This is a genomic window from Rheinheimera sp., from assembly GCF_030824435.1.
Classification (GTDB): domain Bacteria; phylum Pseudomonadota; class Gammaproteobacteria; order Enterobacterales; family Alteromonadaceae; genus Pararheinheimera.
In genome coordinates this window covers 1-23360 of sequence record NZ_JAVBXS010000080.1, presented here as the reverse complement: position 1 = coordinate 23360, position 23360 = coordinate 1, and the positions used below count along the sequence as shown (strand labels likewise).

At 49.4% G+C, this 23360-nt stretch carries 17 protein-coding genes; 10 read left to right on the top strand and 7 right to left on the bottom strand.

The window, feature by feature from the left end:
• Positions 1 to 529: 529 nt before the first annotated feature.
• Complete coding sequence (locus RCH83_RS13985) at positions 530 to 1228, top strand: 2OG-Fe(II) oxygenase (RefSeq protein WP_306523150.1); 699 nt, start codon at positions 530 to 532, stop codon at positions 1226 to 1228.
• Between the two features lie 76 nt (positions 1229 to 1304).
• Here RCH83_RS13985 and RCH83_RS13980 read toward each other — a convergent pair whose 3' ends face one another.
• Positions 1305 to 1763 (bottom strand): GNAT family N-acetyltransferase, encoded by a 459-nt coding sequence (locus tag RCH83_RS13980; RefSeq protein ID WP_306523148.1) that lies wholly within the window; start codon positions 1761 to 1763, stop codon positions 1305 to 1307.
• Positions 1764 to 2006: 243 nt separating this feature from the next.
• Here RCH83_RS13980 and RCH83_RS13975 point away from each other — a divergent pair, with 243 nt between their 5' ends.
• Positions 2007 to 4013 carry a PhoX family phosphatase gene (locus RCH83_RS13975; RefSeq protein WP_306523146.1) on the top strand — a complete coding sequence of 669 codons (2007 nt, stop codon included), beginning with the start codon at positions 2007 to 2009 and terminating at the stop codon, positions 4011 to 4013.
• A gap of 345 nt (positions 4014 to 4358) precedes the next feature.
• Complete coding sequence (locus RCH83_RS13970) at positions 4359 to 5660, top strand: hydrolase (protein WP_306523144.1); 1302 nt, start codon at positions 4359 to 4361, stop codon at positions 5658 to 5660.
• 77 nt (positions 5661 to 5737) lie between these two features.
• On the opposite strand, the gene RCH83_RS13965 is transcribed toward RCH83_RS13970, so the two are convergent.
• Positions 5738 to 6628, bottom strand: a complete 891-nt coding sequence (locus RCH83_RS13965) for a DMT family transporter (protein WP_306523142.1) — start codon at positions 6626 to 6628, stop codon at positions 5738 to 5740.
• A gap of 8 nt (positions 6629 to 6636) precedes the next feature.
• Positions 6637 to 7548 carry a cysteine synthase CysM gene (gene cysM / locus RCH83_RS13960; protein WP_306523140.1) on the bottom strand — a complete coding sequence of 304 codons (912 nt, stop codon included), beginning with the start codon at positions 7546 to 7548 and terminating at the stop codon, positions 6637 to 6639.
• A 133-nt stretch (positions 7549 to 7681) separates the two neighbouring features.
• Here cysM and RCH83_RS13955 point away from each other — a divergent pair, with 133 nt between their 5' ends.
• Positions 7682 to 11785 carry a S8 family serine peptidase gene (locus RCH83_RS13955; protein WP_306523138.1) on the top strand — a complete coding sequence of 1368 codons (4104 nt, stop codon included), beginning with the start codon at positions 7682 to 7684 and terminating at the stop codon, positions 11783 to 11785.
• A 95-nt stretch (positions 11786 to 11880) separates the two neighbouring features.
• On the opposite strand, the gene RCH83_RS13950 is transcribed toward RCH83_RS13955, so the two are convergent.
• From RCH83_RS13950 to ylqF, 3 genes are all read right to left on the bottom strand, one after another.
• Positions 11881 to 12636 carry an RNA methyltransferase gene (locus tag RCH83_RS13950; RefSeq protein WP_306523136.1) on the bottom strand — a complete coding sequence of 252 codons (756 nt, stop codon included), beginning with the start codon at positions 12634 to 12636 and terminating at the stop codon, positions 11881 to 11883.
• Between the two features lie 107 nt (positions 12637 to 12743).
• Complete coding sequence (locus tag RCH83_RS13945) at positions 12744 to 14408, bottom strand: amidohydrolase (protein ID WP_306523134.1); 1665 nt, start codon at positions 14406 to 14408, stop codon at positions 12744 to 12746.
• 47 nt (positions 14409 to 14455) lie between these two features.
• On the bottom strand, positions 14456 to 15391 hold the full coding sequence (ylqF, locus tag RCH83_RS13940; RefSeq protein WP_306523132.1) for a ribosome biogenesis GTPase YlqF: 936 nt from the start codon (positions 15389 to 15391) through the stop codon (positions 14456 to 14458).
• 199 nt (positions 15392 to 15590) lie between these two features.
• Here ylqF and RCH83_RS13935 point away from each other — a divergent pair, with 199 nt between their 5' ends.
• From RCH83_RS13935 to cysW, 6 genes are all read left to right on the top strand, one after another.
• Positions 15591 to 17189: a VCBS repeat-containing protein gene (locus tag RCH83_RS13935; RefSeq protein ID WP_306523130.1), complete on the top strand. Its 1599-nt coding sequence runs from the start codon at positions 15591 to 15593 to the stop codon at positions 17187 to 17189.
• A gap of 25 nt (positions 17190 to 17214) precedes the next feature.
• Complete coding sequence (locus RCH83_RS13930; RefSeq protein WP_306523128.1) at positions 17215 to 17499, top strand: hypothetical protein; 285 nt, start codon at positions 17215 to 17217, stop codon at positions 17497 to 17499.
• Between the two features lie 105 nt (positions 17500 to 17604).
• The gene (locus tag RCH83_RS13925; RefSeq protein WP_306523126.1) at positions 17605 to 19137 is read left to right on the top strand and encodes a PepSY domain-containing protein; all 1533 of its coding nucleotides are present in this window, start codon (positions 17605 to 17607) and stop codon (positions 19135 to 19137) included.
• Positions 19138 to 19423: 286 nt separating this feature from the next.
• Positions 19424 to 20419, top strand: coding sequence for a sulfate ABC transporter substrate-binding protein (locus tag RCH83_RS13920; protein WP_306523124.1), 996 nt, complete (start codon positions 19424 to 19426; stop codon positions 20417 to 20419).
• A 56-nt stretch (positions 20420 to 20475) separates the two neighbouring features.
• Entirely contained in the window at positions 20476 to 21333 is an 858-nt protein-coding gene (gene cysT / locus RCH83_RS13915; protein ID WP_306523122.1) for a sulfate ABC transporter permease subunit CysT, read from the top strand.
• On the top strand, positions 21330 to 22226 hold the full coding sequence (gene cysW, locus RCH83_RS13910; protein ID WP_306523120.1) for a sulfate ABC transporter permease subunit CysW: 897 nt from the start codon (positions 21330 to 21332) through the stop codon (positions 22224 to 22226). The genes cysT and cysW overlap by 4 nt, the downstream gene beginning before the upstream one ends.
• 211 nt (positions 22227 to 22437) lie before the next feature.
• Here cysW and RCH83_RS13905 read toward each other — a convergent pair.
• A partial coding sequence (locus RCH83_RS13905; protein WP_306523118.1) for an integron integrase occupies positions 22438 to 23360 on the bottom strand: 923 nt, incomplete at its 5' end.

The following is a 23360-nucleotide window of genomic DNA, read 5'->3' as shown; positions in this document are numbered from 1 at the left end:
TGCGACGATGGTAGTGTGGCAGATGCCATGCGAGAGTAGTACACCGCCAGGCTCCCAATAAATGGAAAAGCCCCAGTCGAAAGACTGGGGCTTTTTTATTTACTGCGATTCTGGCTGTGCAGTACTTGGAGAGTAGTACAGTGAAGACCGAAATAGACAACGCCAACAGTTTGGCGTTGTCCGGTCTGAACGGCCCGAGCTCTGCGAAGGGCATCAAGGCTCCAAATAAAGCCAAAAACGTTCAAATAATCTTTATTCCCATCCACAAGCTATGTTTTTCATCATAAAACAGCCTGTAAAAATCGGCAAAATGGCAAAAATTTCAGCTGGAAATTGCGAAAAAATAATCCGCTTTATAAATAAAAGTTAGTCAAATTGCCGGACTTATATAAGCCCGCAGATCATTGGTCACAGTAAATAAGTTGCCCATATGTAAAAAAACCTTCAAAGCCACCCCCAATTGTTTTATTGTAAAGCACAAGATCTGCCCTGAATGGCGCAGCAAAAATACCGATGATAGGTAGTTCAAATGTCTGACTTTATTGAAATTTATGATGATGCATTAAGCCCGAAACTTTGTGCTGAGCTGATGGCTGCTTTTGATAAAAGCCCTTTTCTGGTGCCGGGCCGCACTGGCGGTGGCGTGGATAGAGATAAAAAAATCAGCACCGATTTATATTTAAATGACCATGCCCAATATCGTGATATATTGCAGCAAGTGATAGCTGTCACCACCCAGTATGCCGCTGAGTATTTTAAAAAGTATCATTTTGCGTTGATAGCTCCGGTGGCCTTGACAGTACAACATCCAAAAACCGGTTTGCCTGTAGCCTTAACCCATGAAAATTATGCCGAAATTGGCGCCGATAAAGCTGAAGATTTTATGAAGGTGTTATACCGGCTTGGCCCTATTCAGGCGCAAAAATATCAGGCAGGCATCGGCAATTACAATTATTGGCATTGTGAAGTGTTCCCGCAGGCACCTTTAAATGAGCCGTTGCACCGTACTTTGTTATTTATGTATTACCTGAATGATGTGACAGAAGGGGGCGAAACCGAGTTTTATTATCAGAATAAAGCCATTCGCCCTAAGGCTGGTCGTATGGTGATAGCACCGGCATATTTCACTCATACCCACAGAGGTTGTGTGCCCAAATCCAATGATAAATATATTCTGACCAGCTGGATTTTGTTAAATCGTGCTGAACAGTTATATGGCACTGCATAAGTTGATCTGATGACGGCTGTGGCTACAACCACAGCCCGTTTTTTCCGGTGTTGGTGCCAGGCTCAACTCATGCAGGCTAAGACACCGCCAAAATCATTTTTAAATGTGGAATATCATCTTCCAGATAAGCTTCACTGGCAGCGGCAAAACCCATACTTTCGTAAAAACGTTGCAGGTAACACTGAGCTGAAATATGAATATCCAGCCCAGGCCAACCTTCTTTGGCAGTGGCTATGGCTTTTTGCACCAGCACTTCACCTAAACCCAAGCGACGTGCAGTTTGCGCCACACAAACCCGGCCAACGCCAGGTGCTCCGACAAAACTAACATCAGGGGCTAATACCCTGGCATAAGCCAGAATTTTACCGGCTTTTTTCAGCAGAATATGTCGGGTCTCCGGGTGTAAATCTTTGTCGTCCAGTTCCGGATAAGGACAGTTTTGCTCTACCACAAATACGTCCACTCTTAGCTGTAGCATGGCGTACAAAGTGTAAGTGTCTAATTGTTCAAACCGGACTATGTCCCATTCCATCATCGCGCTGCCCATCCCGTCCTGATTGATTTTTTCTGCACTATACCAGAGCTGTCACCCTGATACCTAGCCTGAAAATTTTCGCCTTTGTTGTCAGCCGTTTATCAAAAACTGCCAGTGCGTTTTTGCTGTAAAGATTGTGTAGTTGGTTTTGTCACTATTTCGTAGCCAATTTGTCACGGCTTTGCCATCTGTAACAGCTCTAATGCTGGCAGAAAAAATAACCATAAACACTCCGGAGTCGTTATGTCGAAGTTGCGTCCTTTTGAAATAGATAACAGCGGTATAGATCCGCAAACCAACTTTTCTGCCAATACCGAATTTGCCGATGTACTGGCGGCCAATTTGCAACGCCGCAGTTTTTTAAAAGGCACTATAGGCACAGCTGTTGCCACAGTGTTTGGTGGCAGTTTATTGGGTTGTAACAGCAGCACTACGCCGGCGCCTGTGCCATTACCAGCCGCAGTGTTACCACCGCCAGTTGTGACATTTTTAAATTTTAAAGCTATTGCTACCAGCAGGTTAGACACTATTGTTGTGCCTGAAGGTTATACAGCCCGTCCATTTTTACCTATGGGCACACCACTGACCGGCAGTTACCCGGCCTATCGTGTTGACGGCACTAATAGCGGTGCCGATATGGAACAACAAGTGGGTGCCCACCATGACGGCATGCATTTTTTCCCGTTAGACGCCCGTGCAGAAGGTAAAAACAGCAACGAAGGTGTGTTGGTGTTTAACCATGAATATGTTGATGCCAACGTATTACACCAAAATGGCCCAACAGGTTTGCCACGACCAAGCGACGAAGTCCGCAAAGAAGTGGCAGCCCATGGTGTGACAGTTGCCCATATTAAAAAAGACGCCGCTGGTCAGTTCCAGTTGGTGCAAGGCAGCCCGCTAAACCGTCGTATCACAGGCGCCACGCCAATGGATATCGCTGGTCCTGCCCGCGGTCATGCCAAAATGGTGACTAAATACAGTACAGACGGCACCCGCACCCGCGGCACCTTAAATAACTGTGGTAACGGTTATACGCCATGGGGCACTTATTTAACGGCTGAAGAAAACTGGGCCGGTTATTTTATGAATAGTGATGTCACCCAGCCACGTGAACATAAACGTTATGGTGTTGGCACTAAAAACGGCCGTTATTATTGGGAAACTGCCGACTCTGGCGCTGATCAATACCAGCGTTTTAATGCTTCTACCATTGCCACTGACGCCGACCGCGATTATCGCAACGAGCCAAATACCTTTGGCTGGATAGTAGAAATTGACCCATTTAACCCGGACAGCGTGCCGCAAAAACGCACCGCTTTAGGCCGTTTTGGTCATGAAGGTGTAGTGTTTGCGCCTGTAGTGGAAGGTCAGCCGGTGGTATTTTATTCAGGCGACGACTCTACTTTTGAATATATCTACAAATATGTGTCGAAAGCGCCTTATTTTAAAGCAACGGCCGGTGGTCATTTGCTGAACGAAGGTACTTTGTATGTGGCGCGTTTTAACGACGACGGTTCGGGCGAATGGTTGGCGCTGGATTTCAACTCTGAAAATTTCCGCGCCAAAGCTTTGGCGGCCAATGTGGAATTCAGCAGTCAGGCCGATGTGCTGATTAACACCCGTTTAGCCGCCGATATTGTCGGCGCCACCAAAATGGACAGGCCAGAGTGGGGTGCTGTGCATCCACAAACCGGCGAAGTTTATTTTACTTTAACCAACAACACGAGCCGCACTGACGCTCAGGTGAACAAAGCCAACCCACGCGCTAAAAATGCCACCGGCCATATTATCCGCTGGCGTGAGCGTGCTGCTGCCAACAGTTTTGACTGGGATATTTTCCTGCTGGCTGGTGATGTAGGTACGGCAACAGGCGATTTAAAACTGACGGCTGACAACCATCTGGCAAGCCCGGACGGCCTGGCTTTTGATAAAAACGGTTTATTGTGGATCCAAACCGATATGAGCGGCAGTCAACAAAGCAGTGGCCCTTATGGCAATAACCAGATGTTGGTGGCCGACCCTAAAACCAAACAAATCAAACGCTTTTTAGTAGGGCCAGTAGATTGTGAAGTGACGGGCATCAGCTGGACGCCGGATATGAAAACCATGTTTGTCAATATTCAGCACCCTGGCGACCGCTCAACACCGACCCAGTTCACCAGTAACTGGCCAAGTGACGACAAAACTGCCAGACCCCGTTCCGGCACTGTGATAGTGACCAAAAACGATGGTGGCATGATAGGCTCTTAATTGAGAGAGGCTCTTAATATCAGAGAGGCTCTTAGTTGAGAGAAGCTCATAAATTCAGCGCGGCTCTTTATATCAGGGCCGACTGATCTTGTTAAAAAGGACTGCTGCGGCAGTCCTTTTGTCTTTTCTCGGCTCAGGCATTCGTCGGCTGTATCAAAGCTGAATCAGCACAATTTTTTCCGGCTAAAACAGCAAATATAGTTGTGGATCTGGTCTGGCCGCAGTGGGGCTATTTCGGGTATAATTTCGCCAATTTTTCCCACCAGAGAATGAGCCGGCAGCAAGCTGCTGCACTCTGGTGATCCTGCTGTAATCAGGTGAAAACCTGCTCTGTATTGTGTGCTGATGCTAAAAAAAATCGCGTTATTTAAACTGGTGCTGATCGCCATTCTGATGGTGTCAGTGGTGCTGAGTTATATTCCGGACAAGGCTTATCATTTGCCTGGCGCCGATATTGCTGAGCAAAATATGCATGTGATTGAATTTGATGATCATGGCAAGCCGCACGATCCTGACCAATGGGCGGGTTTAGCCGCCAGGTTAAATCGCAACCCGGGCCAACCGGCTGAATTGATTATTTTTATCCACGGCTGGCATCATAGCGCTTCCCCCAGCGATGAAAACTTTATTGCGTTTCAGCAGTTTTATCAGCAAATGGCGAAAAGTGACGCCCAGCGGAATTTAGTTGGGCTTTATATTGGCTGGCGTGGTGATAAATATGACCCTTTATGGCTGGATGGGTCAGACGACGCCACCAGTTGGGTCGAACCTTTAGATTTCCCGACTATTTTTCAGCGTAAAACAGTGGCTAAACGGATAGGCCAAAGAGGTTTTGCCGAATTACTGGATAAACTGGACGCTGAAGTGGCCGCCGGTACTTTGCAGCGCTATACCGTCATTGGCCATAGTTTAGGTGGGGCAGTGGCGCTGCATGGCAGTAAAGACCGCATTAAAAACTCGATAGAGCAGCAGAAAGACAACCCAAATTTGTTTATTTTATTAAACCCGGCTGTCACCACCCGCGAATACCGGCCTATGGATGAACTGCTGAGTCTGGACCGGCAAAAACCCGCTATGGTGGTGTTGCAGTCTAAAGGTGATTTTGCGCTGAAAAAAGCCTTTAACTGGCTAAAAGAAGGGGAAAGGGCCATGGGGAATTCCTGGGCTATTACCCATGATATCGACCGTTGCCCACGCGGTGATTGTGCAGTGCCAATGAATATTCCAGAGGCATTACAACAACATGACGCAACCCCTGGTTGTATGATGATGTTGCCGCGTTCCGGCTGGAAAGTGCGGGCCAGATTACAGTCGCGTCGTACTATTCAAAGTTGCCCCGATGCTAATATGCAGGCAGTCTGGGTGCTGGCGGTGTCAGACGATATTATCAGCGGCCATAACGGCATTCTGACCGAACAACATGCTTTTGCATTATCTGAAGTGATGGGACTGATTGATTTTTATCGTAACCAGTTGCCCAAAGAAAACGTAGAGCAACCTGCCACGCCGCTGCAACCTGAGCATCAGGAACTGCAGCCGGTCAAGCAGGAGAACCACAACAATAATACTGACGCAGCGCCTGAAGCGGCCAAAGAAGATGTCGCCGAAGAAACCAAAGAAGCTGAAGCCAAATCTGACCTGCGCTAAACAGACAAACCTCTGAGCGCCAGAAACTGCCACTAAAACAGCTTCTGGCTAAGGTGCTGCCTGGTATAAACGTTGGATTAATGCCGCAAAATCAACACAGTACCTGCCACAGTTAAAGCGGCGCCGAGCCAGGCGCCAATAGCAGGGCGGCGTTGATACACCAGCCAGAGCAGCGGCAATACCACAACAGGGCTGACCGAAGACAACATCGCCACTATGCCGGCGTCGCCTTCTTTTAAGGCCTGCAAAATTAACGTCATGCCAATACCCATCGACAACAAGGCATTAAAAGCCACCATGGCCAGCACTTTGCGGTTCATCGGCATATAAACCCGCGCTACTTTAAAACCCAGCCATAACAAGGCTAAATGACAACACAGCGCAGTGGTCATCCGCACTGCAGAAGCGGCAATAGCGTCGATATCAGTTTCCATCAGCGGTTTTAGCATTAAGGTAGATACGGCCTGACAAAGCGCTGACAACAAACCCAGGCCAATACCAATCCCGAGCTGATGGTTGCTGTTTTCCCAGTGGTGCTGTTCAGCGCTGCGTTTACCAAATAAAATGGCACTCATCACGCCTGTTACCAATAAACCCGAACCCAATAGCGTCCAGCCCCAGATTTTTTCACCCAAAAACAGATAAGCCAACAAAGCCGAAAATAACGCATGAGTGGCAAAAAGCACCCCGGCGCGGCGCGGGCCTAATCTGTTCATCGAGGCAAAAAGGGCGGTGTCACCAATGAGGATGCCAATAATACCGGACAAAGCCAGCAACCAGAGTTGATCAGGCGGCAGGCTGCTCCAACTGCCACTGCTTATCGCCAGCGACCACAAAATGACACTGGCGCAAGCCATACGCCAGCGGGTAAAAGCAAAAGCGCCTAAATGTGCCGAAGCGGGCGCTGAAATTAAACTGCCAACAGCCCAACACACAGCTGCTGTGAGCGCCATCCATTCATACTGCACAGCAAAACCTAATCATTAAATAAACCTGAAGATAAATAACGGTCGCCGCGGTCACAGACAATGGCCACTATCACAGCACCAGGCTGTTGTTCTGCCAGTTTTAGTGCAGCAAACACAGCGCCACCTGAACTGACACCGGCACAAATGCCTTCTTCGCGCGCTAAACGTCGGGTGGTGGCAACAGCGTCGGCTTCTGAAACATCCAATACCAGATCCACTTTGTTTTTATCATAAAAACCAGGCAGATAAGCTTCAGGCCAGCGTCGGATGCCGGGAATAGAGCTGCCTTCAGAAGGTTGTAAACCAATGATCTGAATATTGGGGTTTTGCTGTTTCAGATAAGTAGACACCCCCATAATAGTACCGGTGGTGCCCATACTGGAGACGAAATGCGTAATAAGGCCACGGCTTTGTAACCAGATCTCAGGCCCTGTGCTAACAACATGCGCCGCCGGGTTGTCATGGTTATTAAACTGATCCAGCACCTTGCCTATGCCCTCGGCCTGCATTTTTAAAGCTAAATCACGGGCGCCTTCCATACCATCTTTTTTACTGACCAGAATCAGCTCTGCACCATAAGCCTGCATCGAGGCTTTACGTTCGCTGGTGGCATTGTCCGGCATTATCAACACCATACGATAACCTTTAATGGCCGCCGCCATGGCCAAAGCAATACCGGTATTGCCACTGGTGGCTTCAATAATAGTGTCGCCCGGCTGAATATCACCGCGCAGTTCTGCCTGCACAATCATATTCAGCGCTGGCCTGTCTTTGACAGAACCGGCCGGGTTATTGCCTTCCAGTTTTAACAACACTGTGCTTTGGGTATGCGCCGCCATGCGTTGCAGCCGCACCAGCGGAGTTTGGCCAACAAAATCGGCAATGGTAGGGAAGTTGGCATCAGCAACAGGTTTTGACATCTGGCACTCCGGTGGTAGGGCAACAATGGCTTGTCAGTGTACCGGAAAATTGTTGTTGGCGGCAGCATGACAAAATAGGTTGGATTTTTTAGTAAGAAATCGGGTAAATTGGTTAAAAAACAAAGGACTGTTTATGAATAAGTTGTATATTGCAGCTGCTTTTAGCCTATTGGGCCCAATCTTTTCCAACGCTTTTGCCACCACCAGCCAGGTTCCTTTATCACAGCAGATGCAGCAGCGTCCGGGCGGATATTATTTTTCCGCCACAGGCCCCAATCAACCCCACTATCGTTTGTTCCGCCCGGCTAGCCCACAGTTTTTACTGAAACTAAGCAAACCGGCTTTATATACTGCTTTGGCGCAAATGGCACAAGCCCGGGTTCAAACTCAGCTGCAACAACGGCCTGGCATAGGTGCTGCGGCTGTCAGGCAATTACAGCAAGAACAACTACAACAGTTGCGGCAACAGCAGCAATTAATTCAGCAGCTTAACGACAACATTGAGCAGGAACAGCAACAATTACAAGCTGCTTTGCAGCAACTGGGGGCTGTGAAAGTAGAAAACAGTTTCCATCAGCTTACCAATATGCTGGTGGTGTCGGGCCAGGTCACTCAACAGCAGCTGGAGGCTTTGCCTGGTGTGCTGGCGGTTTACCCGGCGCAGGAATATCAGGTGGCTTTGACCAAAAGTGTGCCTCAGGTGAAAGCTCCAGCTGCCTGGTTAGCATTGGATAAAAACGGCAAAAACATTACCGGCACTGGTGTCAGGATTGCGGTGCTGGATACCGGCGTTGATTTTAGTCATCCGGCTTTGGGTGGCTGTTTTGGCGCCCACTGTAAAGTAGTATCCGGTTATAACACTGTAGATAACAATAACGACATCACCGATGTGCATGGTCATGGTACCCATGTGGCAGCAACTGCGGCAGGCAAAGCCGAAACAGGCAATGGGGTGGCACCTGATGCCAGTATTGTTGCGGTAAAAGTTTTGGATGATAACGGTTATGGCTCAGACAGTTCGGTGATTGCCGGTATTGAGTGGGCTGTGGATCCGGATGGCAACCCGGCAACCAACGACGGTGTTGATGTGATCAACATGAGTCTGGGTGGGCCTGGTGATGAAAACAGCCCTATCAGTCAGGCTGCTGATGCCGCTGTGCGTGCCGGAGTGGTGGTGGTGGCTGCCGCCGGCAATGGTTATGACTATCTGACGGTAGGTTCACCGGCAGTGGCCCGTTCTGTGATTGCGGTGGCCAATGTCGACCAACACGACACTGTCAATTACAGCAGCAGCCGTGGTCCTGTGGTTGGTGCAGATTTTTTAAAACCGGAAATAGCGGCGCCGGGCACTGACATTAAAGCGGCCAAAACCGGCGGAGGTTTAAAAGAGCTGACCGGCACCAGTATGGCATCACCCCATGTGGCCGGTGCTGCAGCTTTGTTATTGCAGGCATCCCCTGAACTTACCCCTGCCGAAGTAAAAAAGCGTTTAATGCAGTCGGCCGATCTGATCAGCGGCAATCCGGCAGAAACCGGCAGTGGCCGGCTGAATATCCAAAAAGCACTGACACAGCAGTTTTATCTGGATCAAACCGCGCTGGTGCTGGGACGTATACCGGACGACAACTCAGTGTTTAGCGGTGAACGTACTGTCAGCTTTGTGAATCCAACGGCAGAAACAATAACGGTGGAAGCCAAAGTCAACCGGCTTTTTACCGCTGCCTTTGAGGTCAGTCTGAGCGCAACTGTGCTGCAAATTCCGGCCAACAGCAGCGGCAGTTTTATACTGAAATACCAGGCTAACAGTGCTGATATTCCATACCCTGACAATGCTGGTGGGGCTGACGGTTTTCATCTGAGTTTCAGCGCCAAAGGTCAGACCCTGACTCTGCCGGTGATGTTTGAAAAATATCAGGCGCTGGATCTGGTGCATGATGGCAAGTTTATTGAAATGCGTTTTTATGATGCCGACTGGAATGAGCGTTATTATGCAGTGCCGTCGCGTCAGCCGGGCAACATTCTTCAGCTGCGGCTTAACAATATGGCATCGCTGAAATATGTATATAGCTGGGCCAGTTTTATTGACCCCAAAGATAGCCGGGGTTCATATATAGTTGGTGTGATGTTAAAACCCATGCCAGCCCTTGCCGACAATAATACGCTGGAGTTTAAAACAAACCAGTTTACGGAATATCACAAAGTATCGCAGGTGCAGTTGAATGGACAAGCAGTGGACTTTGCCAAACCTGACGCAGCTATCAGCAATGTGACGCTACTGAAAGAGGGGCGCCCCATATTTCCAACCTTAAATTCATTCAGTTGGCACGGTGGTTGTAGCGACTGTGATTTCCCCCCCATAGCTTTTATGACGGCAGGTTTTGATAGCAGCTGGTCTTTTGAACAAGCCTTTCAATACCCGGAAACCGGTGCGGTTCAGCCTGAAACCATGTTTTTTTCCTGGCAAGCCGCGCTGGGACAAGGCTCTAAAACAACCAAAATTAACTTCACTGACACAAACTTGCTGAAATTTCAGCTGATCCCGGGCAAGGTACCGAGTACAGGCGGGGCACTCAGTTATACCTGGCCTACTGCAGCAAAAGCAGGCGATATCATGCGGGTCTATCAGACGGGTACACCGGTGTTGCCTGAGACTGCACCACAGATCCGCACATATGACAGCGACTGGCGGACAGATGCCCATTCCGGTTATTTTTCCGCCACCGCCCATGGCACTGTACAAAAGTGGCTCTTTGCAAATAGCGAAGCTTTCCAGTTAACACCGGCGCTGGATTTACAAAGCAATACAGTGCCATTGAGCTCCAGTTTGAACAGTTTTGCCGGTGATGTGGTGATCAATGAAAACCGCAGCCGCATCCTGTTGTCGCTCGCTCCAAGGGTGGGTGCTTATGGCGCGCATGTCAATGTGCTTTGGTACGATCAATATCTGAACGCGGCTTATTTTAACCGCGACAATCTGTTGCAGATGCAATGCAACTACGCCGGATCCCGCCGTTTAGATGATTTTACTTCGGGTGTGTGGCGCTGGAATGATGCCAACTGCGAACAACTGACCCTTGAGGTCGACAGCGAAGCCGCCAAATTATTACCTATGTTGCCACGTGCCAGTTTTCTGGCGAAAGCTGATGGTTTATTTCCGCAGCTGCGTTTTTTCCGTCTGCACAATAACGGTAAAACTGCCGATATTGTCAGCCGGCTGAATCACCAGTTAAGTTTTGAAGTGCTGTCGCGGGATGCCAAAGCCGAAGTGTCGGAGGTCATCGTTGAAATGCAAACTGCAAGCAGCGGCTGGCGCATTATTTATCAGCATGCCGGCGCAGGTGTACAGCAGCTGAAACTGCCGATGCAGCCAAGCCCAAGTCTGGCAGATTTACGGATTACAGTGCGGCAAAACAATGGCAATCAGTCGCAGCAGCTGTTGCCGGCAGTCTTTACTATCGGGCTTGGCGCCGGTGGCGATAATGACGTTGATGGTGACGGCATAGCCAACAGTGTGGATGCGGACAACGATAACGACACAGTGCCGGATAGCAGCGATGCACTGCCATTTGACGCCAGCGAAAGTCTGGACCATGACAAAGATGGTCAGGGCAATAATGCCGATCCGGATGATGATAACGACGGTTATGCTGACACGGTCGACGCTTTCCCGCTGGATGCTACAGAGTGGTTGGATACAGATAAAGACGGAAGCGGCAATAATACTGACAGCGATGATGATAATGACAGTTATCCGGACAGCACGGACGTTTTCCCGCTGGATGTCACCGAATGGCTGGACGCAGATAAGGATGGCATAGGCAATAACGCCGACACTGACGATGACAACGACAGTTATGCCGATTTGGCCGATGCCTTTCCGCTGGATGATAAAGAGTGGCTGGATACCGACAAAGATAATATGGGTAACAATGCCGACCCCGATGATGACAATGACAGTTATGTCGATGGGCAGGATGCCTTCCCGCTGGATGCGACCGAATGGCTCGACAGTGACAAGGACGGCACAGGCAATAACGCCGATACCGACGACGACAATGATGGTACAGCGGACAGTTCAGACAAATACCCGCTGGATGCCAGCCGGCAGAATGATCCGCCGGTGGCAAGCTCCGGTGGTGGCGGCGGTGGTGCCGGTTTAGGTGCTTTGGTGTTGATGTTACCGTTGTTATGGTTGCAGCGCCGGCGCCGCAACCAGCCACTGCGCTCAGCGGCCTGAAGGTTGTTATTGCAAGTAAAAACAACTTGTTGTGTATAAACAAAGGCCAGCGGTATCCGCTGGCCTTTATTATTTGTTGTTATGTCACCCTATAATCAAACAGATGTTGCCGACAAACGCTTCAGGTTATCCACCACTACAGCACAGGCAATACCGACATTCAGCGACTCGGCATCGCCAAAAGACGGAATAGTGATACGGCGGCTGATCAAAGGTTCCAGCTCAGCACTGATGCCATTGGCTTCGTTGCCAAGCACAATAAAACCGCCTGCTTGGGGTAGCTGCAGCTGATGCACCGACTCACCGCCTAAATAAGCACCAAATACCGGCTGCTGCACTTTAACAAGCACTTCAGGCAGCGGCTGATAATGCAGTTTGACCCGCAAAAACGAACCTTTGGCGCTGGCAATCACCTTAGGGTTAAAGGCATCGACAGTGTCGGTGGAACATAAAATATGCTCAATGCCATACCAGTCCGCAATACGGATAATAGTGCCCAGATTACCCGGGTCATTAATTTGATCCAGCACCAGCACCCAGTGGCCTTGTTGTTCGGCAAAAGGGGCGTAATGGGGCAATTGCACCACGGCAATAGCGGCATTATTACTGGCAAAGGTGCCCACAGCTTCCAGCTCAGCGGCAGTGCAAGGGTGCGACAGTTCAGCTGCTATAGCTGCGTCGGGGTGGCGGTCGAGAAAATCCGGGGTGCCAAATAAGGCTTTTACCGGCCAGCCGGATGCCAACACTTCCAGCACGGCTTTTTCGCCTTCAACAAAAAACAGCTGTTCAGCTTTTCTGAATTTTTTCAGCTGCAGCGATTTAATTAATTTGGCCCACTTTTGACTGATCATAAGGTTATCCGAGCTGAAAAATAAAAAGACGCCCATAGGGCGTCCGGATAGGTGCAGTGTAGCCTGCTTGCAGTTTTAATTCAGCAGCAAAGCTAAATTTCCGCTGTTTAAGGGCGTTGATATAACAACTTGCCCGCCACATAAGTTTGTTGTACCTGAGTTTGCCAGATTTGCTCCGCCGGGCCTTTCACCGGGTCACGGTCCAGCAGAATAAAATCGGCCCACATGCCGGGTTGTAAACTGCCCATGGCTTTTTCCTGATAAGCGCCGAAAGCTGCGTCCACCGTAAAACTACGCAGCGCTTCAGTGATATTCAGTTTTTGCTCTGGTAACCAGCCACCCACCGGCTGATTTTGTTGATCCTGCCGGGTTACAGCCGCATGTAAACCATGAAACGGATTGGCCAGTTCCACCGGAAAATCTGAACCACCGACGATGCGGCTGCCCTGATCAACAAAACTACGCCAGGCATAAGCACCCCGCAGCCGCGCTACACCTAATCTGTCACCGGCCATATTTTTATCTGAAGTGGCATGAGTGGGTTGCATGGAAGGCAACACCTGCAAAGTGGCAAAACGCGGAATATCTTTGGGCGCCACAATTTGCGCATGTTCAATACGGTGGCGGCGGGCTTCACGTTGCTCGGGTTTTGTTAGCAGCTCAAATCTGTCCAGCACCAGTTGATTGGCATAATCACCAATGGCATGCACATTGGCCTGAAAACCGGCGTCTATGGTGAGTTTCATCACAGCGGTCAGTTTATCCGGCTGGGTCAGTAACAAACCTCTTTCGCCTTTTTTATCGCTGTAATCGGCCAATAATGCGGCGCCGCGGCTACCCAAAGCACCATCACCATAAATTTTCACCGATTTTACGTCGAGGTAATCTGCTGCATCATCCATTGGCCCGGCTTTTAGCCAGCTTTCAAGTTTGGGATCTGTGGCGCTTAACATGGCGTAAATGCGCAGTGGCAGCTGTTTTTCGCTGGCAAGTTTTTGATAAGCCAAAAGGTTGGCCTCATCAATGCCGGCGTCATGCACACTGGTAATGCCCAATGACAATAAATGTGCAAATGCGGCTTTCAGTGCAGCTTCACGTTCAGCGTCATTTTGCTGCGGAATTTGTTTTTCCAGCAATAACATGGCGTTATCTATCAGCACCCCTGTTGGGTTGCCATTGGCATCACGCTGAATTTGGCCACCCGGTGGGTCTATGCTGTTTTTATCAATGCCCGCCAGTGCTAAAGCTTTGCTATTGGCCCAACCGGCATGACCATCGACACGGGTTAACCAGACGGGTTTATCTTTGACCGCTTCGTCCAGCAGCTGAGTGCTTGGAAATTGTTGGGTTGGCCACAGTACCTGATTCCAGCCACGGCCTAAAATCCACTGTGCCTGCGGCTGGGTTTTGGCAAAAGCCGCCACCTGAGCCACAGCCTGGGCTTCACTGCTGCTTTGGCGTAAATCTACCTGGCTTAAATTTTGGCCAAGCCCTAACACATGGCCATGACCGTCAATTAAACCCGGCAGCAAAGTTTTGCCCTGTGCATTTATTTTGCTGGCTTTGGGGTAGCTGGCGGCCAGGCTGTTATCACCACGGGCCAGAATTTTGCCGCTTTCGTCGTCAAAGACCAGGCTGCTGAATTCAACCAGCTGGCGGTTGTCATCAAAACCATAACCTTTGATATTGTCGAGCAGCACAGGGGCGGCAAGGGCAGGCGTGCTTAGCACTAAAGTACAAAACATCGCCTGTTGGATACGGGACCACAACATAACTCACTCCATTATCTGGGCTGAGTCGGGTGGCAAAGCTGCTGGACTCAGCGGTATTTCTTTTTGGCTTTTCTGATACGTTCTTGTTCGCGCTCGGCTTTTTCTTTTTCGATGCGGGCTTGCTCTAACTTAGCATCGGCCAGTTCCTGTGTCACCATATCCGGTGTTTCCAGCGTCACAGGGCCAAATAAACCAGCGCGTAATTCGGTAATTAAAATAGTGCCGGCTTTGGTTAAATCCACCACACCCCCTTTCACCATACAACCACGGCGCTGGCCTATAGCGTCCAATAACGCCAAATCGTTTTCCGGTTGTTCTTTGAGCTGATAACGCGCCATTACTTGTTCAGGGTAAGTTTTCAGCAGATAGTCAGCGGCAAACATGGCAATGTCGGCGTAGTCAAAAGCGGTGTCTTTAATAGCACCTGTGACCGCTAAACGATAACCACAACTGGCCGGACTTAATTTGGGCCATAAAAAGCCCGGGGTATCGGTCAGGATCACACCGTTTTCCAGTTTGATCCTTTGCTGAGCTTTGGTGACTCCGGCTTCGTTGCCGGTTTTGGCAATAATACGGCCGGCTAAGGTGTTGATCAGTGTGGATTTGCCAACGTTGGGAATACCCATAATCATGGCGCGGGCGCCGCGCACGTCAAAGTTACGGTCTGGCAATAATTCGGTGCATAAATCCAGCAGGGCGCGGATTTGTTCCGGGTTTTGCTGGCTGATCGGAATGGCTTTTACGCCGGCCTGTTGTTCAAAATGTTGTTGCCACAGTTTGGTAATGGCCGGGTCGGCTAAATCGGCTTTATTCAGCACTTTAATACAAGGGGTATCACCCCGCAGCTCCGGCACCAGCGGGTTTTCGCTGGAAAACGGAATACGTGCATCAATCATTTCAATAATGACATCGACCTGCGGCATCACTTCGGCGATTTCTTTACGCGCCTTGTGCATATGGCCCGGAAACCAGTTAATGGACATAACAACACTCACCCTAAAAATAATGCCGTTAGTTTACCTTGTCTGGCGTGCTCTGGCCGCGCTTTTTTCTTTGTACTGGCGCAGGCGTTCGCCTGATGTAAAAAAATTTAATCGCTTTGCCACTGAATTTGTTACATTTTAGCCGCTCTGAACGGACATAAACTACGTATGATGTTGTGTTGCTCACAGGGAGATTGTTATGAAAGTCCGCACCAGCCTTAACCCCACTTTGTGTTTGTTGTTTGCTTTTGGCGTGATTGGTCAGGCCAAAGCCGCTGGTTTTGACGCAAAAACGGTACCTTTGGAACATCCGGCCAATGGTCAATTGCTGAAACTGAATAACAACCCAACCTTGCTGGTGACGGGTCATAACAGTGAATACCGCTGGTTAAGTGCGGTGGATTTAACCAGCAACAGTGCGCGACAGCTGGCCATTCCACAAAAAGCACAGTTTTTTCAGCAGGCAAATTTAGCCGGTTTTAGTGGTGGCCAACTGGTGGTGTTAAGCACAGAAGGGGTGTTGCATTATCAACCGGGTAAAAGTGAAGCGCCGGCATTATCAGCAAACCCTGTGTTATTAACAACTGACAGCCAGGATAACAACGCAGAAAAAGCCCCTTTATTGCCACACCAGGACGATAAGGATGGCACCGGCGGTGCTCATGGAGAAAATGGCGAGTGGCGTTCATTATTTACCAGCAGTTCGTTATACCGGGTGGTGGATAGCAAAAGGTTAAAACTGCTCGACTTTAGTTTTGACATAAATAACGACAAACTCAGCGATTTTTTATTACCCGACTTTAATGCCTACCAGCTGTGGATGCAGCAGCAAGACGGCAGTTTCCGCCATTTTAGTTTGCCGGTTGACAGCCAGATGCAGGCTTTTGATCAAGACCCTACTTATCTGGCACGCAAACCCTGGCTGGCGGATATCAATCTGGATGGCAAAACCGATATAACCTTTACCAAAGACGACACGCTGCTGGTGTTTTATCAGTTGGCCGATGGCAATTTTGCCACAACAGCACAGCAGCTGACGCTTGGCCTGGGCCTGACGCCGGATAATCAGGCACAACTGCGCGGTGGTGATGGCCGCAGTTATCAGGGTTTAAAAATTTCCAGACTGGAGCGGCTTGCTGATATTAACGGTGACGCTGTGGTGGATTTAGTAGTGCAGCAACAGTTTTATGTGGATGCTATGGAGCAAAATTACAGTTACCACCTTCACTATGGTGAAAAAACCGCTGGCGGAGTGCAATTTTCAGCACAACCCCAGCAAAAAATTAATACCTCAGGTGTGCAGTTTGATGTGCGTTTTGTCGATTTAGACAACGACAACAAGCTGGATTTTTACACCCCGGCCGCCCAGATTGGCGTGCGTTCTATTATCCGTGCTTTAGTGGCTGGCACTGCCAATGTCGAGCTGCAATTTTATAAACAACAGGCCGACGGCAGTTTTGGCAATAAAGCTGTGTATCAGCAGGACGTCACAGTGGAAATCAGTATTGGCAATGGCTCTGTGAATATGCCGCTGGCAACAGTGCTAAAAACCAACAAAGGTCAGAGCATGCTGGTGGTGGGCGATGGCGACGATACCTTACGCAGTTATGGCCCGGTGGCGGCAAAAATTTTTAGTGAAAAAAGCACAAAACAGCAATTGCCGATGCCAAAACGCGGTATGGAAGCGCTGGTGGCTGACTTAAATAACGATGGCAAAGAAGATTTGGTGTTGCCTTATGGCAGCCAGGAAAATCAGCCGGAACTGAATAATCAGTTGCAATTGTTGTGGCAACAATAATAAAAAGCGAATAACAAGAGTAATGATGCAAGCTGTTGTTTTAAATAAACTATCACGCTCTGTGCTGCTGCGTTGCCTGTTATTGCTGTTAAGCTGCTGGCTGTTATTCAGTCCGGTTTCTGCTGCAGTGGCTTTGTTATTAAACCCATGGCTGGTTAAAACCGAAGCTGTAATAGCCGCCAGTTTTTTGGGCCCTTTGTTATTGCTGTTCTGGTGTGTGGTTGCGCTGCGGCCCCGTACTTTCCGTTGGTTTTTCGCTTATCTGCTGACAAGCCTGCTGCTGGCCTTGCCCTGGTGGCTGGCGCCTTAGTTATCTTTTTTATAATGCAGTCTGCGCCAGATCCTGCGTCTGCACCTGAGTCATCACCTGGGCTCATGTTGCACCGCGCCTGTTTTTGAATTTTGGAATTACAGCATGAATGGTTTTTATCAGCGGCTGCGCCAGCTGCATTTAATTCTGGGGTTGGCTATTGGCTTGTTATTGTGGCTGATAGTGTTTGCCGGCAGCCTGAGCTTTTACCGTGCTGAACTCGATAGCTGGCAGCTTGCTGCGATGGCAAAGCAGCAGCCCGTGACAAAGGAGCAGTTGGCTACAAAAGTACAAGCCGCCACAAAAGCACAAGATGGCAACGCAATCTGGCCGGAACCATTGCCAACAGCGCAGCACAGTGCCGCCCTTGCACTTACCCATTTGCAACAAAAGGCGCCGGATGCCAAACATTGGTATATCGAATTGCCACAACCCCGTTCGCCTTATTTAAAACTGCATTGGCAACAACAAGGCGAACGACCACAACTGTATCAGCAGTTTTTACAGCCAGAGACAGGTGAAGCTTTGCAAGACCCTTTGTTATTGCGATTTGGCGCTACCGAACATCAACTGGGCGGCTGGTTTTTTCAGTTGCACTATAACCTGTTGCAGCTGGCGGGTAGCAGCAGCCGCACTTTGGTGGCTTTTGTCGCTTTGCTCTGGTTATTGTTAAGTATCAGTGGCTTATTTAGCCTGAAAGGGCATTGGCGCAGCTTGTTTAAACCCGGGCAGCAGCTGAGTGGGCAAAGCAAAAAATTACAACGCCATCATCAGCTGGCGTTATTCACTTTGCCTTTTGCTTTGTTATTTGCCAGCACCGGCTGGTTAACCCAGATGTTCAGCGAAAACAATGCGCCACAACAGGCGCTGTACCCGGATAACCCTTATCAGTTTTACAGCGAGTTGTTTCCTATGCAGCAACCGCCCATAAAGGCCGAAGGCGCGCTGCACGCTTTGCCCGATTTGACGCCGATGTTACAGGCCGCTGGTGAGGCTTTTGCCGGTGCTGCAGTGGGTAAAATCAGTATCAGCGCACCGGGGCGCAGTAACAGCACAGTGCTTTTAAGCAGCAGTGCACAAAGCAGAATCGGCAATCAGGCGGCCTTTTTGTTATTTCAGCTGCAGCCTGGTACAGGCAACAACACTGAAAAAGTAGCGCAGCTGGTGTGGCAACAAACAGAAATGGCCGGGACGGCATCACCCGGCGAGCCACAAACACAATCAGCCACGCACTCATCCACACAATCAGCCACAACACCCTTTGCCACTATGCCTTTAGCCCAATTGCGGCAGCTGGCTTATGGCCTGCATCAGTCGTTATATGCCAATAACCTGCTGAGATTTTTGTTATTTGTCTCTGGCCTGTTGTGTTGCTGGATGATTTGGCTTGGTTTAAAAGCGGCGCTTCACCGGCTTGCAGCGGGCCGCTGGCAACGGCTGTTATTGCTACTACATGCTTTACCAGGTTCGGTGGTGCTGGCCTCGGTGATGCTTATCTTACAAAGCGGCTTATGGCCGTTGGCCTGGTCGCTGAGCTCTTTGTTTTTGCTGTATTGGGGTTTGGCTTATCTGTTATTACTTGGCTGGTCTTGGTTTCGCTTGTGGTCGGGCGCTGCTGTCAGATCTCCGACTCAATAGCCGCTCAAATAAAGGCTTAGAGAGCAGCTCAGATAATAGCCCGGCTCTCAACTCAGCTTTTAACCTTGCCTTCACCCCCGCCTTCGACCCCGCTTTCGATATAGCCCAGAGCTTCGGCCGCATCGGGCTAACTGTCTGCATATTTCTTTTTGATATAGAGAAGTACTTTTTGATTCTTTTTATCTTGTGTGATTTGTTTTAGTCTGCGCCAATAAGAAGATGTTCAGACGTCTGAATATCCGGGGTTGAACTTTGGCGCGGCAACACAGCTGCACAGGATAAAGTGATGAAAAAAAAGTCATTAAGGGTTGTTTTGTTGCTGGCGGCATTCAGCACAGCGCTGCCGTTAGTTGCCAAAGAACAAACGCTGCTGAATGTGTCGTACGACCCAACCCGCGAACTATACCGCGACTACAACAAAAATTTTGCTGCATACTGGCAGGCAAAAACCGGCGACACAGTAAAAATTGAGCAGTCGCATGGTGGCTCCGGCAGTCAGGCGCGTTCAGTGCTGGATGGCCTGCGTGCCGATGTGGTCACATTAGCGCTGGAAGTAGATATTGACCCTCTTGCCAATATTGCCGCTTTGTTGCCAAAAGATTGGAAAAACCGCTTGCCACACCACAGTGCACCTTACACCTCCACCATTGTGTTTTTAGTGCGCAAAGGCAACCCAAAACAAATTAAAGACTGGAATGATTTAACCCGTGACGGTTTAGATGTGATCACCCCTAACCCTAAAACCTCAGGCGGCGCACGCTGGAATTACCTTGGCGCCTGGGCTTATGCCAAAGCGCAGGGCCAGTCGGACGACGAAGCTAAAGCTTTTGTCAGCAAAATTTACCGTAATGTGCCGGTGCTGGACTCAGGCGCCCGCGGTTCAACCACCACTTTTGTACAACGTGGCATAGGTGATGTGCTGCTGACCTGGGAAAACGAAGCATTTTTAGCTGTGAATGAGCTGGGTGCCGATCAGGTAGAAATTGTGGTGCCTTCAGTGTCGGTGCTGGCACAGCCTTCAGTGGCAGTGGTCGATAAACGCGCCGCCAAAAAAGGCAACTTAGTTTTGGCGCAGGCGTATCTGGAATATTTATACAGCCCGGAGGCGCAACGTATTGTTGCCAAACATTATTACCGCCCTGTGGATGCCAAAGTTGCCGCTGAATTTGCCGGCAAATTTCCGGCCATCAAGTTATATAGCGCCGACGATTTAGGCGGCTGGGCACAATTACAACAAACCCATTTTGCCGAAGGCGGCATTTTTGATGCCATTTACCGTTAACTTACCGGTTTTGTAACAAACACTTAGCGCTGCTTCCAACCGCAGAGCACAACTGAATGCACGAGGTTTTTTTGGGCTTTTTTTCTAAACGTAAAAAATCGGTGTTACCTGGTTTTGGCTTATCGATGGGCTTCACCACTTTTTATTTAAGCCTGATAGTGTTTATTCCACTGTCAGCGCTGTTATTAAAAAGTTTTGAATTAAGCCTCAGTGAATTCTGGCAAGTGGTGACCACTGAACGTGCGATAGCCAGCTATAGGCTCACATTTGGTGCTTCTTTTGTGGCTGCTTTGGTGAACTTAGTGTTTGGTTTGCTGGTGGCCTGGGTGCTGGTGCGTTATTCCTTTCCCGGTAAAAAAATAGTGGATGCGCTGGTGGATTTACCCTTTGCGCTGCCAACAGCAGTGGCCGGTATTGCGTTAACGGCACTTTATGCACCCAACGGCTGGATAGGGCAATTTTTCCACGCCATGGGTATTAAAGTGGCGTACAGCGCCTTTGGTGTCACGCTGGCTTTAATTTTTATTGGTTTACCTTTTGTGGTGCGTACAGTGCAGCCGGTGCTGGAAGATGTGGATAAAGAGCTGGAAGAAGCTTCCGCCAGTTTGGGTGCCAACAGGTTGCAAACTTTTTGCCGGGTAATATTTCCGGCGCTCATTCCTTCTTTACTCACTGGTTTTGCTTTGGCCTTTGCCCGCGCTATTGGCGAATACGGCTCTGTGGTGTTTATCAGTGGCAATATGCCGTTTCGCACCGAAATTACGCCACTTTTGATTATGTCGCGGCTGGAACAATACGACTACGCAGGTGCTGCTGCACTTGGCACAGTAATGTTATTGATTTCATTTGTATTATTGCTGCTGATTAATGCTTTGCAGCACTGGAGCAACCAAAGACACGGCGGTGTAAAATGAGTGCCATTGAAATAAATCAGAGTGCTTTAACAGCGCCGGCACTGCGTAAAGCCACTGCTGAGCCTTTATGGTTAAGGTTGTTGCTGACAGGCCTTGCGCTTGGTTTTTTAACTTTGTTTTTGTTATTGCCGCTGGTGATTGTCTTTGGTGAAGCTTTTGCCAAAGGCTGGCAGGTTTATGTGGCTTCTATTACCGAACCTGCCGCTGCCCACGCCATTAAACTCACCTTAATAGCAGCGCTGATTGCGGTGCCTTGTAACGTGATATTTGGTTTGGCGGCCAGCTGGGCCATTGCCAAGTTCCGTTTTACCGGCAAACAGCTGCTCATTACTTTAATAGACCTGCCAATAGCAGTGTCGCCAGTGATTGCAGGTTTATGTTTTATGCTGATTTTTGGCGCCCGCGGCTGGTGGGGCGAGTGGCTGAACGAACACGATTTAGGTGTGATGTTTGCCGTGCCCGGCATAGTGCTGGTGACGATTTTTATTACCTTCCCTTATGTGGCGCGCGAGCTTATTCCGCTGATGCAGGAGCAAGGCCGCGAGCAGGAAGAAGCGGCTTTAACCTTAGGCGCCAGCGGCTGGCAAACCTTCTGGCGGGTGACTTTGCCTTCCATTAAATGGGCGCTGTTATACGGCATTATTTTGTGTAACGCCCGCGCTATGGGCGAGTTTGGTGCTGTTTCTGTGGTGTCGGGCAAAATCCGCGAACAAACCAACACCATGCCACTGCATATTGAAATTTTATATAACGAATACCAGTTCGCCGCCGCTTTTGCCGTGTCGTCTTTGCTGGCGTTATTAGCACTGCTGACGCTGGTGCTAAAAAGCACGCTGGAGTGGCGCGCTGCTAAAGATTACGCCGAAGCCGCGAAGTTAAGGCAAGTGGAGTAGTGGGGAGCCGAACTTTGGCGCCATTTCTGTTTAAATCAACTATTTACAAAATGTCTCATGAGATTGTGCCAAGCCGGGTTTCGCCCCGGCGGGCGAGTCACTTTTTATGTCGACAAAAAGTGACGCAAAAAACGACCGAGCCTTCGAAAGCAGGCTGAACGGGGAGTATTTTTTGGCAGCTTACGGCGCTCTATAAACCCGGCTAAAAAACTTAAGACTGCAACAATAACGACAAAGGGCTTTTGACTGCATTACCGCCGCGCTGCAATACATGGGTATAAATCTGGGTGGTTTTTACATCACTATGGCCCAGTTGCTCCTGCACAGTGCGGATGTCGGCACCGGACTCGAGCAAATGAGTGGCAAAACTGTGCCTGAGCGTGTGGCAGGTTACATTTTTCTGAATACCGGCTTTTCTGGCGGCCTGCTTAATAGCTTGCCGAACACAAGATTCGTCCAGATGATGGCGGCGAATTAGGCCTGATTCCGGATCTTTACTGAGTTGAGCGGAAGGAAATAAATAGTGCCAGTTCCGCTCTTTTGGCGCTGATGGAAATTTGCGTGCCAGTGCAAAAGGCAGCCAAACGCCAGCATACACAGGGTTTTGCAAATCGGCCTGCCAGAATAAGTTCACTGCGGCAATTTGCTGCTTCAGGCATGCGGTTAGCTCAGCCGCAAGCGTGACTCTGCGGTTTTTATTGCCTTTGCCCTGCCACACCATCACAGATAAATAATCAAAATCTATATCTTTCACCCGCAACCTTACCGCCTCCATCAGGCGTAACCCACTGCCATACATCAATTGCGCCAGTAGTTTGTATTTGGGGTCTATCCAGCGTAATAAAGCGGCAACTTCAGGGCGAGTCAGCACTATCGGCAGTTTTTGCGGTGTAGTTGCTGGGTTAAAGTTCAGTTGCAACGACAACGGGCGCTGCAAAATATGACGGTATAAAAAAGCGAGAGCATTCAGTGCTGTGGCCTGAGTTTTAAAAGCCACCCGCCGTTCAACAGCCAGCCAACTTAAAAAAGCCTCTACTTCAGCGTCAGCAAGCTGTGATGGGTGTTGTTTTTTGTGAAATAAAATAAAAAATTTAATCCAATACAAGTAGGTTTCTATGGTTCTTTTGGCGTAGC

Coding starts and splice junctions, on each gene's coding strand:
- RCH83_RS13935 (WP_306523130.1), top strand. CDS start 15,591: ATGAAAGTCCGCACCAGCCTTAACCCCACTTTGTGTTTGTTGTTTGCT.
- RCH83_RS13980 (WP_306523148.1), bottom strand. CDS start 1,763: ATGATGGAATGGGACATAGTCCGGTTTGAACAATTAGACACTTACACT.
- RCH83_RS13925 (WP_306523126.1), top strand. CDS start 17,605: ATGAATGGTTTTTATCAGCGGCTGCGCCAGCTGCATTTAATTCTGGGG.
- RCH83_RS13985 (WP_306523150.1), top strand. CDS start 530: ATGTCTGACTTTATTGAAATTTATGATGATGCATTAAGCCCGAAACTT.
- RCH83_RS13945 (WP_306523134.1), bottom strand. CDS start 14,408: ATGTTGTGGTCCCGTATCCAACAGGCGATGTTTTGTACTTTAGTGCTA.
- RCH83_RS13930 (WP_306523128.1), top strand. CDS start 17,215: ATGCAAGCTGTTGTTTTAAATAAACTATCACGCTCTGTGCTGCTGCGT.
- cysT (WP_306523122.1), top strand. CDS start 20,476: ATGCACGAGGTTTTTTTGGGCTTTTTTTCTAAACGTAAAAAATCGGTG.
- ylqF (WP_306523132.1), bottom strand. CDS start 15,391: ATGTCCATTAACTGGTTTCCGGGCCATATGCACAAGGCGCGTAAAGAA.
- cysW (WP_306523120.1), top strand. CDS start 21,330: ATGAGTGCCATTGAAATAAATCAGAGTGCTTTAACAGCGCCGGCACTG.
- cysM (WP_306523140.1), bottom strand. CDS start 7,548: ATGTCAAAACCTGTTGCTGATGCCAACTTCCCTACCATTGCCGATTTT.
- RCH83_RS13920 (WP_306523124.1), top strand. CDS start 19,424: ATGAAAAAAAAGTCATTAAGGGTTGTTTTGTTGCTGGCGGCATTCAGC.
- RCH83_RS13970 (WP_306523144.1), top strand. CDS start 4,359: ATGCTAAAAAAAATCGCGTTATTTAAACTGGTGCTGATCGCCATTCTG.
- RCH83_RS13975 (WP_306523146.1), top strand. CDS start 2,007: ATGTCGAAGTTGCGTCCTTTTGAAATAGATAACAGCGGTATAGATCCG.
- RCH83_RS13955 (WP_306523138.1), top strand. CDS start 7,682: ATGAATAAGTTGTATATTGCAGCTGCTTTTAGCCTATTGGGCCCAATC.
- RCH83_RS13950 (WP_306523136.1), bottom strand. CDS start 12,636: ATGATCAGTCAAAAGTGGGCCAAATTAATTAAATCGCTGCAGCTGAAA.